Origin of the sequence: Bacteroides sp. AR20 (assembly GCF_964250605.1) — a bacterium.
In the GTDB taxonomy this organism is placed as follows: Bacteria; Bacteroidota; Bacteroidia; order Bacteroidales; family Bacteroidaceae; genus Bacteroides; species Bacteroides uniformis.
Genome location: NZ_CAXUGK010000002.1, coordinates 178,956 through 193,307, shown reverse-complemented (window position 1 = coordinate 193,307; position 14,352 = coordinate 178,956). Strand labels below are relative to the sequence as shown.

The 14,352-nt window shown below is 51.3% G+C and carries 19 protein-coding genes; 6 read left to right on the top strand and 13 right to left on the bottom strand.

Translation table 11 applies throughout. From position 1 onward, the window contains the following. Positions 1-78: 78 nt before the first annotated feature. From ACESTD_RS02015 to ACESTD_RS01985, 7 genes are all read right to left on the bottom strand, one after another. Positions 79-639: a UpxY family transcription antiterminator gene (locus ACESTD_RS02015; RefSeq protein WP_005649028.1), complete on the bottom strand. Its 561-nt coding sequence runs from the start codon at positions 637-639 to the stop codon at positions 79-81. A gap of 778 nt (positions 640-1,417) precedes the next feature. Beyond that, positions 1,418-2,632, bottom strand: coding sequence for a site-specific integrase (locus ACESTD_RS02010; RefSeq protein ID WP_195292771.1), 1,215 nt, complete (start codon positions 2,630-2,632; stop codon positions 1,418-1,420). Between the two features lie 7 nt (positions 2,633-2,639). Then, a complete protein-coding gene (locus ACESTD_RS02005; RefSeq protein ID WP_195292772.1) occupies positions 2,640-3,401 on the bottom strand; it encodes a hypothetical protein in 762 nt (253 codons plus the stop codon). A gap of 30 nt (positions 3,402-3,431) precedes the next feature. Further along, positions 3,432-4,352, bottom strand: coding sequence for a relaxase/mobilization nuclease domain-containing protein (locus ACESTD_RS02000; protein ID WP_234075961.1), 921 nt, complete (start codon positions 4,350-4,352; stop codon positions 3,432-3,434). A gap of 4 nt (positions 4,353-4,356) precedes the next feature. Further along, positions 4,357-4,728 (bottom strand): plasmid mobilization relaxosome protein MobC, encoded by a 372-nt coding sequence (gene mobC / locus ACESTD_RS01995; protein ID WP_234060445.1) that lies wholly within the window; start codon positions 4,726-4,728, stop codon positions 4,357-4,359. Positions 4,729-4,958: 230 nt separating this feature from the next. Further along, positions 4,959-5,462, bottom strand: coding sequence for a DUF3408 domain-containing protein (locus ACESTD_RS01990; protein WP_007845191.1), 504 nt, complete (start codon positions 5,460-5,462; stop codon positions 4,959-4,961). Continuing rightward, the gene (locus tag ACESTD_RS01985; RefSeq protein ID WP_005641679.1) at positions 5,452-5,598 is read right to left on the bottom strand and encodes a hypothetical protein; all 147 of its coding nucleotides are present in this window, start codon (positions 5,596-5,598) and stop codon (positions 5,452-5,454) included. Before ACESTD_RS01985 ends, ACESTD_RS01990 begins: the two co-directional genes overlap by 11 nt. Before the next feature lie 341 nt (positions 5,599-5,939). Here ACESTD_RS01985 and ACESTD_RS01980 point away from each other — a divergent pair, with 341 nt between their 5' ends. The 3 genes from ACESTD_RS01980 to ACESTD_RS01970 are packed head-to-tail and all read left to right on the top strand — an operon-like array spanning position 5,940 to position 6,906. Next, positions 5,940-6,251 (top strand): helix-turn-helix domain-containing protein, encoded by a 312-nt coding sequence (locus ACESTD_RS01980; RefSeq protein WP_005641682.1) that lies wholly within the window; start codon positions 5,940-5,942, stop codon positions 6,249-6,251. 6 nt (positions 6,252-6,257) lie between these two features. Then, positions 6,258-6,554: a hypothetical protein gene (locus tag ACESTD_RS01975; protein WP_373158614.1), complete on the top strand. Its 297-nt coding sequence runs from the start codon at positions 6,258-6,260 to the stop codon at positions 6,552-6,554. Positions 6,555-6,582: 28 nt separating this feature from the next. Further along, positions 6,583-6,906, top strand: coding sequence for a helix-turn-helix domain-containing protein (locus ACESTD_RS01970; RefSeq protein ID WP_005641972.1), 324 nt, complete (start codon positions 6,583-6,585; stop codon positions 6,904-6,906). Between the two features lie 338 nt (positions 6,907-7,244). Here the strand turns inward: ACESTD_RS01970 and ACESTD_RS01965 are convergent, their stop codons facing one another. The 3 genes from ACESTD_RS01965 to ACESTD_RS01955 are packed head-to-tail and all read right to left on the bottom strand — an operon-like array spanning position 7,245 to position 8,420. Then, on the bottom strand, positions 7,245-7,424 hold the full coding sequence (locus ACESTD_RS01965; protein ID WP_005641974.1) for a hypothetical protein: 180 nt from the start codon (positions 7,422-7,424) through the stop codon (positions 7,245-7,247). Positions 7,425-7,428: 4 nt separating this feature from the next. Continuing rightward, positions 7,429-7,821, bottom strand: a complete 393-nt coding sequence (locus ACESTD_RS01960; protein WP_004320820.1) for a hypothetical protein — start codon at positions 7,819-7,821, stop codon at positions 7,429-7,431. Positions 7,822-7,859: 38 nt separating this feature from the next. Then, on the bottom strand, positions 7,860-8,420 hold the full coding sequence (locus ACESTD_RS01955; RefSeq protein WP_004320822.1) for a sigma-70 family RNA polymerase sigma factor: 561 nt from the start codon (positions 8,418-8,420) through the stop codon (positions 7,860-7,862). 320 nt (positions 8,421-8,740) lie between these two features. Between ACESTD_RS01955 and ACESTD_RS01950 the strand changes: the two genes are divergently transcribed. Further along, entirely contained in the window at positions 8,741-9,004 is a 264-nt protein-coding gene (locus tag ACESTD_RS01950) for a hypothetical protein (protein WP_226766765.1), read from the top strand. 123 nt (positions 9,005-9,127) lie between these two features. Here the strand turns inward: ACESTD_RS01950 and ACESTD_RS01945 are convergent, their stop codons facing one another. The 3 genes from ACESTD_RS01945 to ACESTD_RS01935 are packed head-to-tail and all read right to left on the bottom strand — an operon-like array spanning position 9,128 to position 11,671. Next, the gene (locus tag ACESTD_RS01945) at positions 9,128-9,931 is read right to left on the bottom strand and encodes a KilA-N domain-containing protein (protein ID WP_004320828.1); all 804 of its coding nucleotides are present in this window, start codon (positions 9,929-9,931) and stop codon (positions 9,128-9,130) included. Further along, positions 9,898-10,434 carry a hypothetical protein gene (locus ACESTD_RS01940; protein ID WP_005636633.1) on the bottom strand — a complete coding sequence of 179 codons (537 nt, stop codon included), beginning with the start codon at positions 10,432-10,434 and terminating at the stop codon, positions 9,898-9,900. The genes ACESTD_RS01945 and ACESTD_RS01940 overlap by 34 nt, the downstream gene beginning before the upstream one ends. Beyond that, the gene (locus tag ACESTD_RS01935; RefSeq protein ID WP_005636637.1) at positions 10,424-11,671 is read right to left on the bottom strand and encodes a site-specific integrase; all 1,248 of its coding nucleotides are present in this window, start codon (positions 11,669-11,671) and stop codon (positions 10,424-10,426) included. The genes ACESTD_RS01940 and ACESTD_RS01935 overlap by 11 nt, the downstream gene beginning before the upstream one ends. Positions 11,672-11,888: 217 nt before the next feature. Between ACESTD_RS01935 and ACESTD_RS01930 the strand changes: the two genes are divergently transcribed. Beyond that, positions 11,889-13,130 carry a ribulokinase gene (locus ACESTD_RS01930; RefSeq protein ID WP_373169928.1) on the top strand — a complete coding sequence of 414 codons (1,242 nt, stop codon included), beginning with the start codon at positions 11,889-11,891 and terminating at the stop codon, positions 13,128-13,130. Positions 13,131-13,158: 28 nt separating this feature from the next. Beyond that, positions 13,159-14,340 (top strand): glycoside hydrolase family 172 protein, encoded by a 1,182-nt coding sequence (locus tag ACESTD_RS01925; protein ID WP_373158616.1) that lies wholly within the window; start codon positions 13,159-13,161, stop codon positions 14,338-14,340. The last annotated feature ends 12 nt before the right edge of the window (positions 14,341-14,352 follow it).

Here is a 14,352-nt window from a genome sequence, read left to right as displayed (position 1 = left end):
AGTTTATATTATTTCTAATTTGTAATTTCAATTAATTTTTATCGTGATTTTTGCGAAGTCCCGTAAAAGCCAGCGGTTTTAGGAAAGAACTTCAATCAGATCGGGGTGCACCTCAGCGGAAACGGCCATGACACCCTCCAATAGGACAACCACCCTACGATTTCTCTTGCCCTGCACCCGCACAAACATGCCCTTCACGTTATCGAACTTGCCACCGTGGATACATACACGCATTCCTCTTTTCAAGTCTATCTCTTCGGGCCTATAATAAACAGTGTCCTCCTCATAATGAGAAGCTATCTTGATGAAGCTGTCCATCTGGTCATCCGGTACGGTAATATATTCCGCCCCCGTGCTCTTTTCCCACATGGCGAATTGCAAGAAATTGTATCGTTTCTTGAATTCAGTGATCTGCGAATGGCTGGCGTGGACGAAAAGCAGACTCGGTATAACCGGCACCAACTTTTTTGACTTCACTCCATGATAAGTTCTTACGGCATAATGTTTCGGGATAAAATATTCCAAACCATATTCCTTGTCTTTCAGCCTGTCCTCTGCCATTTTCTCATTCTTGTAGGCGCGCATGACGAACCATCGGACCTGCCTTTTTTCCTCCGCTGTAAAAAGACTCGTACTCATATTCCGAAACATTTTATAGGTGTGGATATAAACCTAGTTCATGCCAACCTACATATTGGCATGTATTACAATGGATTACGTTCCATTTTCCCATAATATCCATTGTTAGTTCCATACTTTTGACAAAGTGTACAGACCTCATTTCCGGGGCTTCCGTCACTACTTCTCTTGGCAAGAGAAATATTAGAGGACTGTATTTTATGTAATTAATTGATAGACAAGTAGAAAAGCGAAGTGGCATTGTGGCGTTTATCCAATATACGTTAAGCAAATACACTCTGTATGAATGTTTTGGTTATATTTTATCACCTGTTTTCTATCGTTTCTTCAATATTTTACATAACTTTGCACATTGTAATATTTCTCTTGCCAAGAAAATGAGCCATATGCTCAACAATTTTTATTATATTACAAAATGCCTTCAAAAATCCATTTTTAAAAACATCCGGTTTTAAATTGTCAATAAGAATATCTCCAACGGTATCCTGCCGCTATATTGACAGTTCATGGATCTTTTCCGGTACTTTTCTTTTTAAGAGAAATATCGGGAAGGGATAGCATCTGACAATCAGAATTATATATAAATCCTGAAAGGGATCTGTTCAACAATCATACCGACATTTGAAACATTTTCCTTTGGAGAAAACAATTTTTTATCATACGGACGGGTACTTTCCCATATTTTGATTATCTTTGCAATGTGTAATATTTCTCTTAAAAAGAGAAGCAGGAACGGCACAGCCTTTGTCCGTTATTCTGCGTGCCGCATCCGTTCCCGTTATAAGGATTTGAGTATGATGTCATTTGCTTTGTCTACCTGTGAGGTGTCCAGTGAGGCGAGGTAGATTTTGGTCGTGTTCTCCGAATCATGTCCCATCGCCTCGCTGATGGTTGCCAGCGGGACATTTTTGCTTCTGGCAATACTCGCCCAGGCATGGCGCGCTACATACATCGTGAGCGGCATGCCGAGTCCGAGCCGTTTCCCAAGTTCTTTAAGTTTCCCGTTGATGAAATGCGCTGTGCTCCTGTACTGCCGCACGGCATCCTTGGCCGTATCCCTGATGACCGGAAAAAGGTAGGGGCTGTCATTATGGCCATACCTGTCCAAGATCTCCTGCATGGGCTTCTCCCATTTAATGGACAGACGCCGGCCGGTCTTCCGCCTGCGGTAGGTCAGCACGCCGCCCTTCAGATCAGCCTTTTTCAGGTAGGCGATGTCGACGAACGACATACCCCGGGTATAAAAGCTCAACATGAACATGTCCCTAGCGTATTCCATGCCCGGGGAAAGGCGCAGGTCCAGGTCACGTATCATGCGGACCGCTTTCAATGAAACAGCACGTTTTACGGTCTTGTCTATCCCAGTGTAGACATGTTTGAAAGGGCTGCGCTGTACCGTCAGTTCCCTGTCTACCGCACGGTTGTAGACGGCACGCAGGTTCCGCATGTAATAGGAGGTGCTGTTCGGACATATCCCCTTGTCCTTCAGCCATGCCTCGTATTCCAGCATGAGGGTGGAGCCGATATCCTCCAGCGGGATGTCGCCGTCCCTGCCCCGGAAGCGCGTGAAGCTGTTCAGTACGGTGGTGTACCTCTCGGCGGTGCGCTTCTTGCCGACACGCTCCAGTTCCTCCACGAGCCTCTTTCCGAAGGCCATGAAATTATGGCTGTCCTCAGGGGGCGGGTTGTGAAAAAGTTCGACAACCCTGCCGGCGGGATAGGTACCGCCGGAACGTTCCAGTCCGGCAATAATACTTTCCAGACGGCGGATGTCTTTTTCCATCCGCTCCTTTAACGCGAGCAGGAGGCTTCTTCTGGCATCACCGGATACCGGCAGTATGATTTCCGACGTGCGTCCGTCCCATTCCGAAGGGAACAGCCTGTAGCCGGTGTTTATCTGGCGCGCCACCCTTCCGTGGATGACCTGGAAATAGAGTGTCCCCTCCCTGCCTTCCACGGACGAGGACCTGAATTTGGTTTTGATTGTTGCCATAGTGCAGTCATTTTGAATTAGGATTGTCCAGTTGCTTTCTGATTTCCTGCGCCTCCTTGAACAGCCGATGCGCCAGACTGTCCTTGTAGGCCGCCATTTCATGATTACGGATGCGGTTCCTGACAGAGTCCTCAAAAGCGGTCACCAGCCTTTCCACACGCCGGATCTTTTCCTCGTCTCGCTTAATGGTGAAATGTTTCTCAAGGAAGGCGATGTCGGGATCATCCCCCGGCAGACAGACCCTGATGGCACGGTATTTCAAATCGGCATCCTTCAAAAGCCGGTTCGTGCGATATTGGTTGCAGTTGGTCCAGACGGAAACGATCAGTGCTAGGATCAGTACCGAAGCTGTTGTTACCACCGCCTTGGATGCGCTTTCCAAACGGTAGGTCACCAGTCTGCGCTCCGGTTCCTTTCTCTGCCGGATTATTTTCTCGTCCAGCCGTTTCATTGCCTCCCATATGGCCTGGCTGTCCTGTCGCAGGCAGTCCCTTGTCCTTTCCATTTCCCCGGCAAACGTTTCGGCAGACAACGGCCTGCCTTCCGACAAACGGACAATATGGCTATGTACCGCTGCAATTTCTGAGCTGATTTTCTCCACTGCGGATTGCTGGCGTTCCAGACGGATTTTCAGTTCCGCAATCCCTTCCGGGGAAATGATTCGGTTTTCAACTATAGGGCTTGTGCCTTCCACGGGCAGTGCCTCCACTTTCTTCTCGATCCTTTCAAGGCATCCGTAGATGCCTTCCAAATAATTTTCCTGTTTCATCTTTCAAAGTTTTTTCGTTATACATATGTTTCACAAACTTCTTCCTTTCCTGCGCTTTTTCTTTTTCCGCAGACGTTTCGCTTCCTTCTCGTCCTCCGTCGGTGCCACCGACGGCATGAACACGCCGCCCGTACCAATGACTTCGACCAGGTTATCAATAACAGAACCATGACTTTGTTCATGGTACAGTCGTTTTCGGAAAATATCATTTTCCGAAAATGTGGCATGGTTACGGTCCAATGCCGTATCCAGCCTTGACCAGCTGAAATTGCGGTCAATCTCACTCCCCTTGAATGGCAGACCGTCCTTGATAAAGCGGATGCCCTGCACCTCACTGGTATTTCCCTTGTACTTGAATTCCATTTCCACACCCATTTTTAAGAGCTTATTTTGAAATTCCTTCCATGTACTTGCACTCCTCAAAGCTTCCTTAACCGCACAATATATCTCGTATTTCACCCTTTCGGAAGCGTGCAGTTTTTCCGCTTTAACGGCCTGTTTGCCTTCGGAATAGGTGAGCGAATACTTGTCTTTGAGCATTTTCGTTACCCTCTCGTTGCGCCTGAAATCGTTGCTGTCAGAAATCACCTTCCCGTCGAAGTCCACCCGGTTGAAGACGATGTGGCAGTGCGGGTTGTCCGTCCCGTGATGCCTCACCACGATGAACTGCGTGTTCCGTATCCCCATCAGCTCCAGGTATTCTTCCGCCAGACTTGCCATAAACGCATCGGTCAGCCTCGGTGCATCCTCCGGCTTGAAGCTGAGCGCAATGTGCCCCACCGGTTTCGCCACGTCCGGATTCAGCAGGCATTGCCACCGGAAGCTGCGTGCCATCTCCTCCGCCGTTCCCAGCAGCACGCCTTCCGAGGCGATGATTTTCGCGTCGTCCTTCTGCGTCACGTAGCGTATGCAGCCGCTGAACGAGCGGCCTTTCCTGATCTTCCCTATCATGAGGCTATTCTCCTTTCGGTCTGTAATCATTCATGATCCGCTTCAGCTTTCCCAGCAGTCCTTCTATCAGCAGCTTTGTCCTGTAAAAGCCTGTCTGGTGTGAGAGCTTTGTCAGCTGGTTCAGGTTGTTCGCCATTCCCGCCAGGCTGCGCAGCAGCGCGTTCTCTTCAGGCGTATGCCTTGCCGTAACGGTGGCCGCCAGTGCCGCCTCCCTGATATAGACCGCCAGACTCCGGCCGGACTTCCCTGCCCTGAACCTGAGAGCCTCGTAGCTGACGGGGGAGAACTTCACCGTCACGCCTTTGGTCAATTTACGCGTCCTGCCCAGTGCCGGACGGCCGCGTTTTTTCTTCATCCCATTCACATCCTTTGTCATATGTTTTTTCTTTTTCGTCCGTACATCTTTTGCTATTAAAATCTGCGACCGGCGGGAGTGGATTTGCCCTCCCTGCAACCGCCGGGCGCGGGGAGCAAGGGTTTTCGGGAATCCGGAAACATACCCTTGCTCCCCCCACAGAAAAATCCCCCCCCGCATTTTCCACATTGAAGCGGGTATACAGGGAACAGTGCATACATCGGGTATACTCCACGCCCGGTAACAGGCTGTCAGATTTTTCTCCACTGCTCGATGTCCCCACGGTAGGCGGCAAGATGCTCCCTGGCAAGGTTCTCCAGCAGTCCGGAAACGCTCATGCCACGCCCGCCGAGCCTGCGGACGACGGCGTCCAGTTCGTCCCTCACATCCTCACTGACGAACACCGTCTTGCGGTTCCTGATCTTCGGGATGGTGAGGTACGTTTCCCGGTACTCCTCCAGCGAGGCCCTGCGTTGCCTGCCGCTCGTTCTTCTTCTCACGGGGTCTTCCGGTTCCGGCGGGGTGTCCTTTCTTCTCGCCTCCCCGGATACCTCCTCCGCAACGAGCCCGGATGGAATCATCGATTCCGTCACGGAAGCGTCCGTACCGGCGGATTCCCCCGGACCGGGTTCCATCATGAGTCTTTCCCACCACTCGTCGTGGCCGGGCTCGAGACTACGGCTGTTCTTTCTGTCTGCGGTTTCGGATACCACCGTTTTCTTTCTTCTCGGTTTTTCAGTCGGTTCACTTTTCATTGTACATGGATTTTAGCTGGTTGATACTGTGGGCACGGTCTACCCGTTTGCCCGGTTGTCGGAAGCAAATAAAACGATAATAACAGACGGTGTGAAACGGACGGGTCCGATTGGCGGGGTTTGCCGCGTTATTCATATTGTTGGATCAGTCTGACAGTGATGACTTCACAAATATACGCACCGGAAATTTTCCACTCTTCGGGAACGGATCTGAACATCTGTTTACTAAAAACAAATGAATGTTAAAATCAGATTTCCATGACATCTGATGACATATAATGACATCTGATGAAGGGCCGGAACCATATCCGGGAACAATCATTTACTTTGCGGATGAAACAAGTACGCATATGGTGTCAAAGGTAGTCATCCTGTCTTGAAATTCAGGATGTTCCGCCGGAATTCACTAAATTGCGGCACGGAATCCGGATCCGAAAAGAGAATGAAACAGATGTCAAACCTGAAATTACATTAATTATGGAAATAGTGAACATTGAAGCAAGGACCTTCGAGGCGATGCTCTCGGCCTTCCGGACGTTCGCGGATCGGCTGGACACCCTTTGCCGGCTGTACGGTGACATGGAAGAGAAGAAATGGCTGGACAACCAGGAGGTGTGCCTACTGCTGAAGGTCAGCCCGAGAACCCTGCAGACCCTGCGTGACAATGGCACGCTGGCATATACACAGATCTGCCATAAGACTTATTACAAGCCCGAGGACGTAGAAAGTATCATCCGGATAGTGGAGGAGCGCCGCAAGCGGGCTGAAAGCATGGGAAAATCAATTTGAAAAGCCATGGGAAACGAAAGGATGATACTTTCTCCCGGCAGTCTGGCAGGCGGCTGGGAAAGTCTGGACGGCAGTCCCGATTTCTACATCTTCAGGGATTCCAGCGGGGACTACCGCCTGCTGGCCTACAGCCTTGACGCCGGAGTACGGGCGGGGAAGTTTCTCGCTCTACAGGATAGACGGGGACGGGGAGGGATGCCATATCCGTATCGGTACGAAAGAGTGCCGGTTCATGTCGGAGGGATGCCCCCATATCCTCCATGTCATGGGGTGGGGCCGATATATGAGAAACTGAAAAAGTAAATGTCAAACCAACAAACAGATGAGATTTATGATGAATACCGATAACCGTTTGCTCACCCGTGAGAGCAGCGAGCATATAAGAGAGTTCTTCTCTACCGTCGAACGTCTCTCCGTTTCCATGGAGCGTCTCTTTGCCGGCAGGTCACCGGCGATGGCGGGCGAGAACTTCTATACGGACCGCGAACTGGCTGAAAAGCTGAAAGTGAGCCGCCGCAGCCTGCAACAGTACCGTGACAGCGGCCTGCTTGCATTTACCCGGCTGGGCGGCAAGATATTGTACCGTTCTTCCGATATCGAGAAGTTGCTTGACGGCTGCTACCGGAAGGCGAGAACCAGGCCGGAGGAACTTTAGAAATGTTCCGTACGGGATCGTGAATAAAGGGGCGGTCGGTTGTCATACCGGTCGCCCCTTCGTTTTCTTTCCATCGGATGAACGACTTTAATTTGCTCATAAAGTATTTATACACAGAGTATTTCTCTTTATGAATTATGATCCGGTGACAACATTGGCATAACATGGCGGGACATGGAAACATTTTTCCGGTATGGCAATAAGATACGGGGATTCCATTATAAAAAAAGACCCTTATTTTATTATGTCATTATGTTATTCTGAAATTGGGGCGGGTCGTTCGTGTACCGGTGGGACGATCCATTCCCGTAATGACGGCATATTCCGTACCGGTATCATTATCCTCCGGCAATGCCGTTTCCCGGTCTTTTCGGAGTGACCTTATGCCGGCCGGTGACAACCGCATGTCCGTGTGTAAACATGACGGCACATAAAAACAGGCACATCCTCCGGGCTTTTGTCCCGTCGGATGCGCCTGTCTCCGTCATGTCATATACAGCCGGACTCCTCCGGCCCATGTCTCTATCTGAGTATCGGATTCGAGAGCAGTATCTTGTAATAGGCCACTCCGCCAATCTCTACCGGCATCCTCGCCATCATGAACTGCACGCTCTTCCTCTCCACCTTCGCCTGCCGCATGAGCCTCTGCACGATAAACCCCGCCGAGAACCTTGCGCATCTTTTGTCCTTCCAGACGATGAACCCCTCGCTGTCGTCGGCCCGGCAGATATACCAGTCACCCGTCTCGTCGTCGTGGGCGAAGTTCACCCGTCCGCCGCCGAGGATTCCTAATTCGATTGACATCGTCTTTGACAGATAGACAGTCCCCCTGCTGTCAAGGTTGATGGTCCGCTTACCCTTGTATGTGACTTCCTGCGGACGGGAGTTTTCCCTGTTGTATACTATCAGTGCCATAATTGTCCTTCTTTTATCGGTTGAACTGTTTTTGTTTTTCAATACATGAAGCTTTCCACCGCCAGCATCTGACTTCTCCATGCGAAACCGCTGTGGGTACGTACCGCGTCCACTATCCTGCATACTTTCTGCGATATGGCCGATGCCGAGATACCCATGCATTCCGCCAGCGCCTTGAACGAGAACTGCGCTTCATAGAACCTGAGCATGAACATCCGGTATTCCTCGTAGGAGAACTTCTGCCTTACGAAACGCAGTATGTCTCTTACCAGCCGCTCGCACCCGTTCAGGTCGTCCTCGGAAAGGAATTTTGCCTCCTCGCCACATCGGAGGAAGAAATCATCTTCAGGGTGTGCATACCGGTTCTCCCTTTTAATCTTTATCAGGGCCGCCTTTTTGTAGCATCCGATGAAATACGCGTCATAGTCCGTTATGTCCTTTCCGGGAACCAGCACCTGCCTTCTTACGAAAAGGTAGGTGTCATGGAAATTGTCCTCGTCCAGCATTCCGTACCGGCGTAACGTCCCTCTCAACCTGTCATAGGATTTTGTGAACCACTCGTTGAACAGTCTTTCCTTTTCTGCGCTCTTGTCTGCCATAACCTTATATTTTTTTGAGTTATACATGGCCTACACGGGTAGGCATTCTTATTTCTTGTGCTTCCTCCAGTTTGTTTTTCGGCGGTCTCCGGCAAGGCTTGCCGTGAAAAAATACGCTCACGCAAAGCGTGAGGAAGATTTTTTCACGAGCAACCAGCCCGCAGGGCCGCCTTGCGGGACCGGCCTGAAAAACAACTATTTTTGCCGCAAGAAATGAGGATGACGGATTCCTTCTGTCTATTGCCTGTCCGGTGAGAATCTAAAATACCATGCAGCTTTTCTGTCTTCGGCATACTTGGAGAAATATTCAAGGATATGGAATGAGAACGGCAATACGTGATATTGCAGAAGGAGCGGAAATGGGATTGGAAACAGGAAGCATGTCCGGGCTTTCATGCGGTTTATACGGCAGTGTTGATTTTGGGGAGGATTACAGGGAAGTGACAGGAAGGTTAGCCGTTCCGGAGAAATTGTATGTGTACGTTTGTTCCTTCTGGAATACGGAGTCTTTTAAAATCATGGAAGACCTCATTCGGGAATGTGTTCCGAACAATACCCCGCCACGGAACGGTTATGACACTTGATATCAGGCTGTAAGCCGTTCCGTAGCTTCAGTATCCCATATCCCATGCATGAATGTGGATCAGGCGGCATTTCACCTCCTTGCCCCGTTTACGGACATGCCGATGCGTTGCCTGCCGGAATTCTCATTCAAGCAGTTTTCGTCCGCCATCATCTTCCAACACACGCATTTGCTGGATGGCTATCCGGTTCAGTCTCACGAGCCGTTCGCCTTGCGGTATGCCCTGGTCTATGAATACGGCGTTCAGGTTTTCCATATTGGAGAGGCAGATCAGTTCATTGATGGAGGCATAGTCACGGATATTGCCCTTCAGACCGGGATTCTGCTCACGCCACATCCTGGCGGTCATCCCGAACATGGCTACGTTGAGCACGTCCGCCTCTTCCGCATAGATGACGCCGGCCTGTGCGGGGGTGACTTCCACCGGTATCAGGTTCTGCCTGATGGCATCGGTATGTATGCGGTAGTTGATCTTTGACAGTTCCCGTTTCGCACTCCAGCCGAGCTGGGCCTGTTCCTCCTCTTTCAACCGCTGGAACTCTTTCAGCAGGTACAGCTTGAATTGAGGGGATACCCACGTGGCGAACTCGAACGCGATATCCTTGTGTGCGTAAGTCCCTCCATAGCGTCCGGCCTTGGCGATGATACCTTTGGAGTTGGTCTTTTCCACCCATTGTTTGACGGAAAGGATGAAACGGTTCAATCCGGCCTCGTTTTTAATTCCCTCGAATTCGGGGGAATTAAAATCCGGATTGTACATCTCCTCCCATATGCCCAGAAACTCGACGGTATTCTTGTTACGCAACCACTTTTCAATAAGGGCGGGACCGTTTTCCATATTGCGGACCATGTCGGTCAGGGAGATATAATCCTTGTCATTGTACGTGATGACTGTCACTTCTGTATTTTGGACTTTAATTTTAGCCATGTTCTTTTAACGGTTATTCGGTTATTATTGGTTCGATGTACAAATGTACGGTGTATTTTCCGGAATGGTCCTCCATATCCGGAAAAGTTTGTGTCACGCCGCCTGTTGCGACAAGCCGTTTCTACCAAGGAAAGGGCAGGCAATACCGGCTGACGTGGATACAGGCGGAACAACTCGCATATGCAATGCAGAGGGAGCAGGAGAGCCTTCACCACAGCCGGAGAGGAAAGCGGTCTCATGCCGGGGTACGGCATGAAAAGGGGCTCCCGGACAGTTCTTTTCCTTGTCGCACATGCACTACGTCGGTCGCAGTTTTCGCCTTCTGAATCCCTTTTACGTCCGTCCCTGCGCTTTCGGAGCGTTTTTCCGGTAGAAAATTTCACCATGCGGAAATTTTCTACCGGAAACCGAAGGGAAAACGCGGAGTCCCGCAGGGACGGACGAACTTTGATGAGGAAGGGGAAAATCGTCCGTTTCATAAATACCATTTCCTCATATGGCATCGCATATTTCCTTCTCCATCTTTTCCAGCTTATGGGACAGGATTTCCATGTCGCTGCTGATCTTCTGGTTGGTTATCCGGGCATATATCTGGGTGGTTTTCAAATCCGTATGCCCCAAAAGACGGCTTACGGTCTCGATGGGCACACCGTGCGAGAGCAGCACGGTGGTGGCGTTCGTATGCCGGGCAACATGATAGGTCAGCCTTATCTTGAAACCGCACTGCCTGCCAAGTTCCTTCAATATGGTGTTGCATCTGCCGTTGCTCGGTACCGGAAATACATGATCGTCCTTGGACAGCCCCTTGTACTTCTCTATGATGCGCTTGGGAACGTCCAGCAGGCGGATGTTGGACTCGGTGTTTGTCTTGCGCCGGCGGGTGATGATCCAGAGGTTGCCGTCGAAGAAGGTCTGGAGCCGGTCGGTCGTCAGCGCCTTCACGTCCGCGTATGCCAGTCCGGTGAACACAGAGAAGATGAAGAGGTCGCGTACCAGTTCGCAGGTCCCGCTTTTCACCGGGGCCTCCATCAGCGTCTGTATCTCACGCTCTGTTAGGTAGCCCCGGTCAACGCTTTCGGGGGAGTTGATGTACCCGGCGAAGGGGTTGAAGGGAAGCGCACCGCTGTTGCGGGCGATGGAGATGACGTGCTTGAGCCCGATCATGTAACCCCATACGGTATTGGTGCGGCATTTCTTCTCCGTACGCAGGAAATACTCGAAGTTGTTGATGAACGTCAGGTTGAGTTCCTTCAGGGGAATGTCGTCACGGCGGTACACTTTCGGGACGAACTCGCAAAGGTGCCTGTATATGGTACGGTAGCGGTTGTATGTTCCCTGCACGCGGCTGTGTCCCACTTTCTTGATGAACTCCTCGTTGTGCTGCTCGAAGAGTTTCAACAGCGTCTCGCGTTTCACGCCCAGCCCGAGGCAGGCGTCCCTCAGCCTGGCGGCGGTGACATAGCCGTCGGACTGCATCAGTTCCTGGTAACGGCGGTTCACGTCCACGCGTATCCGGTCAACCTCCGCATTGATTTTCTGCGCCTCGGCGCTCTTGCCCGTAGCACGTGCCGTTTTCACGTCCCAAAGTTTCGGAGGTACGTCCAGTTTACAACTGAACTGCTTGATTTCACCGTCCACCGTAAGACGGCACATCAGGGGGAGATAGCCGTTGGCTCTCTCGCTGCCCTTCTTCACGTAGAAGAGGATTTTGAAAGTCGATCTGCTCATACTCGTTTTCATACTTTTTTGATCGTTACAAAGTTAATATCAAGCGAGTTGTCCTCAGGTATGAAAAACTGTGCAAATTACTGAAATAGAACCCGTTGTGCCGTTTCTTATTCCCGTTATATCAGTAACGATATGGGAACTGAAGTCTTTCGCTGTTTTTAGCGGATCTCCTTTTTCAGCTTATGCAGTATTATGAGTTAAACACCTAACTGCTTAATAGACTGCATTCTTGCTGTATTATCATCAACCTTGCTTTTTCTTGCTGCGTTTACTTTATGAAGGTGGTACTTATTCATCAGAATGGGTATGGTCAAAGGTTTTACATATTATCAACACAAACGTCGCTATAAAGGATGCTGCTTATGCTTGGGTAGAACATTGTGATTGGATGACCGGATTAGTAACTGGTAACACTATTCCGGAACAGATCTTTCGTAGCCGTTGTGCTGCTGGACATAAAGCAATGTGGCATGCCAGTTGGGGTCTTCCTTCCGGCGAAGTTCTCGAAGAACTTAATCCGGCCTTGAAGGAAATGCTCCCCCATCTGTTCACAGAAACCCACACCAGCGACACCAAGGCAGGGGAACTGACACCCGAGTGGGCAGACAGGCTTGGACTTCCCCAAGGAATCGCCGTGGCTGTGGGGGCGCTGGACGCCCATATGGGAGCCGTAGGCGCATCCGTCGCCCCGGGGATACTGACACGTATCATGGGAACATCCACCTGCGACATCATGGTTGCCGGCAAAGACGAGGTAGGCAGACGCTGTATCAAGGGAATCTGCGGCCAGGTGGACGGTTCGGTGCTTCCGGGATTCATCGGTTTCGAAGCCGGACAGTCGGCTTTCGGAGACATCTACGCCTGGTTCAGGAAGATGCTGGCATGGACACTGAAAGATATCCCCGGAGGGGAGGCCAGGCAGAAAGTTCTGGACGGCATGCTGGTGGAACTCACCCGTGAGGCCCAGGACATGGAACCCTCCGAGGACGGTGTTGTCGCCCTGGACTGGATGAACGGCCGCCGTACCCCCGATGCGGACCAGAACGTGAAGGGTGCCGTTGCGGGACTCACGCTGGGTACCAGCGCCCCGGAAATATTCCGTGCGCTGGTGGAAGCCACCGCCTTCGGTTCCCGCCGTATTGTGGAGCATATGAAGGGCCAGGGGCTGCGCATTGATTCGGTCAATGCCATCGGAGGTATCAGCAAGAAGGCGCCCTTCGTGATGCAGACGCTGGCGGACGTGCTGGACATGCCCATCCGTGTGGTCCGCTCGGAACAGACCTGTGCCTTGGGAGCGGCAATGTTCGCGGCAGTTGCCGCAGGGGTGTACAAGGATATCAATGAGGCGACAAGGCACATGGGGTCGGACATCGAGGCTGAATACCGGCCGGATGAGAAAAGAGCCCTCATCTACGAAAAACTATACAAGAAATATCTTGAACTGGCAAAACTTGCTGAAACCATTAACTAAGTATACAAACCATTAATCTATTTAAAACATGAGAATCAAATCATTAATTTTGGCGGCCTTATGCATGGTCACCGTGGGTGTTTACGCCCAAAGCAACTACCCGTTCAACGGTCTGGACATGAACATGGGTAACCTGTCAAGACTGTCCGATGCCAAGACACGTTCCATCAGCCCTGAGAACTTTACAGGCGAGAAGGGCAAGGGCGGCATGGCCGATCCGGTCAGGGACAAGGACCAGCGCAATGTGGCCAACGCCCACCATGCGGCCAAGGACCTGGGCAAGGGTTGGAAGGTAAACCCCTTCATCATCGTGAAACCGGGAGAGACAATCACGATTGCGGAAATCGAGGGTCCGGGAGCCATCCAGCAGATCTGGATGACACCGACCGGGAACTGGCGCTTCTCCGTCCTGAGAATGTACTGGGACGATGAGAAGGAGCCTTCCGTCGAATGTCCGGTGGGTGACTTCTTCTGCAGCGCATACAATGAATATGCACAGCTCTCCTCACTGGCCGTTTGCGTGAATCCGGGCAGCGCCTTCAACTGCTACTGGAAGATGCCTTTCCGCAAGAAAGCCCGTATCACGCTGGAGAACATCAACACCGCCGAGGAGATGCGCCTGTACTACCAAATCAACTACACCTTGACAGAAGTTCCTGAGGACGAGGCCTACTTCCACGCGCAGTTCCGCCGCTCCAACCCGACCCAGGGGTCGCTGCACACGCTGATTGACGGTGTGAGGGGCAAGGGACAGTACGTGGGTACCTACCTGGCATGGCGTGTAAACGACAACTGCTGGTGGGGTGAAGGGGAAATCAAGTTCTACATGGACGGTGACAAGGAATACCCGACTATCTGCGGGACCGGGACTGAGGACTACTTCTGCGGCTCGTACAATTTCGAGAACCAGAAGACGCGCCAGTACCAGGAGTTCACCACCCCCTATGCCGGCATGCACCAGGTAATCCGTCCCGACGGGCTGTACCGTGCGGTGACCGCTTTCGGGCTGTACCGCTGGCATATCCTTGACCCGGTACGCTTCGACAAGGACCTGAAGGTCACGATACAGGATTTGGGATGGCGTCATGACGGACGCTACAACAACCAGAAGTCGGATATCTCGTCGACCACTTTCTGGTACCAGGCCGAGCCGCATGCCAAATTCCCGGCTTTGCCGAGCAAGGACGATTTGGAAATTCCAAGATGGTAAAATTGGGTATAC

What these genes read in the sequence shown, in the direction of transcription:
- ACESTD_RS02015 (WP_005649028.1), bottom strand. Translation starts at nt 639, where the DNA reads ATGAGTACGAGTCTTTTTACAGCGGAGGAAAAAAGGCAGGTCCGATGG.
- ACESTD_RS02010 (WP_195292771.1), bottom strand. Translation starts at nt 2,632, where the DNA reads ATGGCAACAATCAAAACCAAATTCAGGTCCTCGTCCGTGGAAGGCAGG.
- ACESTD_RS02005 (WP_195292772.1), bottom strand. Translation starts at nt 3,401, where the DNA reads ATGAAACAGGAAAATTATTTGGAAGGCATCTACGGATGCCTTGAAAGG.
- ACESTD_RS02000 (WP_234075961.1), bottom strand. Translation starts at nt 4,352, where the DNA reads ATGATAGGGAAGATCAGGAAAGGCCGCTCGTTCAGCGGCTGCATACGC.
- mobC (WP_234060445.1), bottom strand. Translation starts at nt 4,728, where the DNA reads ATGACAAAGGATGTGAATGGGATGAAGAAAAAACGCGGCCGTCCGGCA.
- ACESTD_RS01990 (WP_007845191.1), bottom strand. Translation starts at nt 5,462, where the DNA reads ATGAAAAGTGAACCGACTGAAAAACCGAGAAGAAAGAAAACGGTGGTA.
- ACESTD_RS01985 (WP_005641679.1), bottom strand. Translation starts at nt 5,598, where the DNA reads ATGAATAACGCGGCAAACCCCGCCAATCGGACCCGTCCGTTTCACACC.
- ACESTD_RS01980 (WP_005641682.1), top strand. Translation starts at nt 5,940, where the DNA reads ATGGAAATAGTGAACATTGAAGCAAGGACCTTCGAGGCGATGCTCTCG.
- ACESTD_RS01975 (WP_373158614.1), top strand. Translation starts at nt 6,258, where the DNA reads ATGGGAAACGAAAGGATGATACTTTCTCCCGGCAGTCTGGCAGGCGGC.
- ACESTD_RS01970 (WP_005641972.1), top strand. Translation starts at nt 6,583, where the DNA reads ATGATGAATACCGATAACCGTTTGCTCACCCGTGAGAGCAGCGAGCAT.
- ACESTD_RS01965 (WP_005641974.1), bottom strand. Translation starts at nt 7,424, where the DNA reads ATGGGCCGGAGGAGTCCGGCTGTATATGACATGACGGAGACAGGCGCA.
- ACESTD_RS01960 (WP_004320820.1), bottom strand. Translation starts at nt 7,821, where the DNA reads ATGGCACTGATAGTATACAACAGGGAAAACTCCCGTCCGCAGGAAGTC.
- ACESTD_RS01955 (WP_004320822.1), bottom strand. Translation starts at nt 8,420, where the DNA reads ATGGCAGACAAGAGCGCAGAAAAGGAAAGACTGTTCAACGAGTGGTTC.
- ACESTD_RS01950 (WP_226766765.1), top strand. Translation starts at nt 8,741, where the DNA reads ATGAGAACGGCAATACGTGATATTGCAGAAGGAGCGGAAATGGGATTG.
- ACESTD_RS01945 (WP_004320828.1), bottom strand. Translation starts at nt 9,931, where the DNA reads ATGGCTAAAATTAAAGTCCAAAATACAGAAGTGACAGTCATCACGTAC.
- ACESTD_RS01940 (WP_005636633.1), bottom strand. Translation starts at nt 10,434, where the DNA reads ATGCCATATGAGGAAATGGTATTTATGAAACGGACGATTTTCCCCTTC.
- ACESTD_RS01935 (WP_005636637.1), bottom strand. Translation starts at nt 11,671, where the DNA reads ATGAAAACGAGTATGAGCAGATCGACTTTCAAAATCCTCTTCTACGTG.
- ACESTD_RS01925 (WP_373158616.1), top strand. Translation starts at nt 13,159, where the DNA reads ATGAGAATCAAATCATTAATTTTGGCGGCCTTATGCATGGTCACCGTG.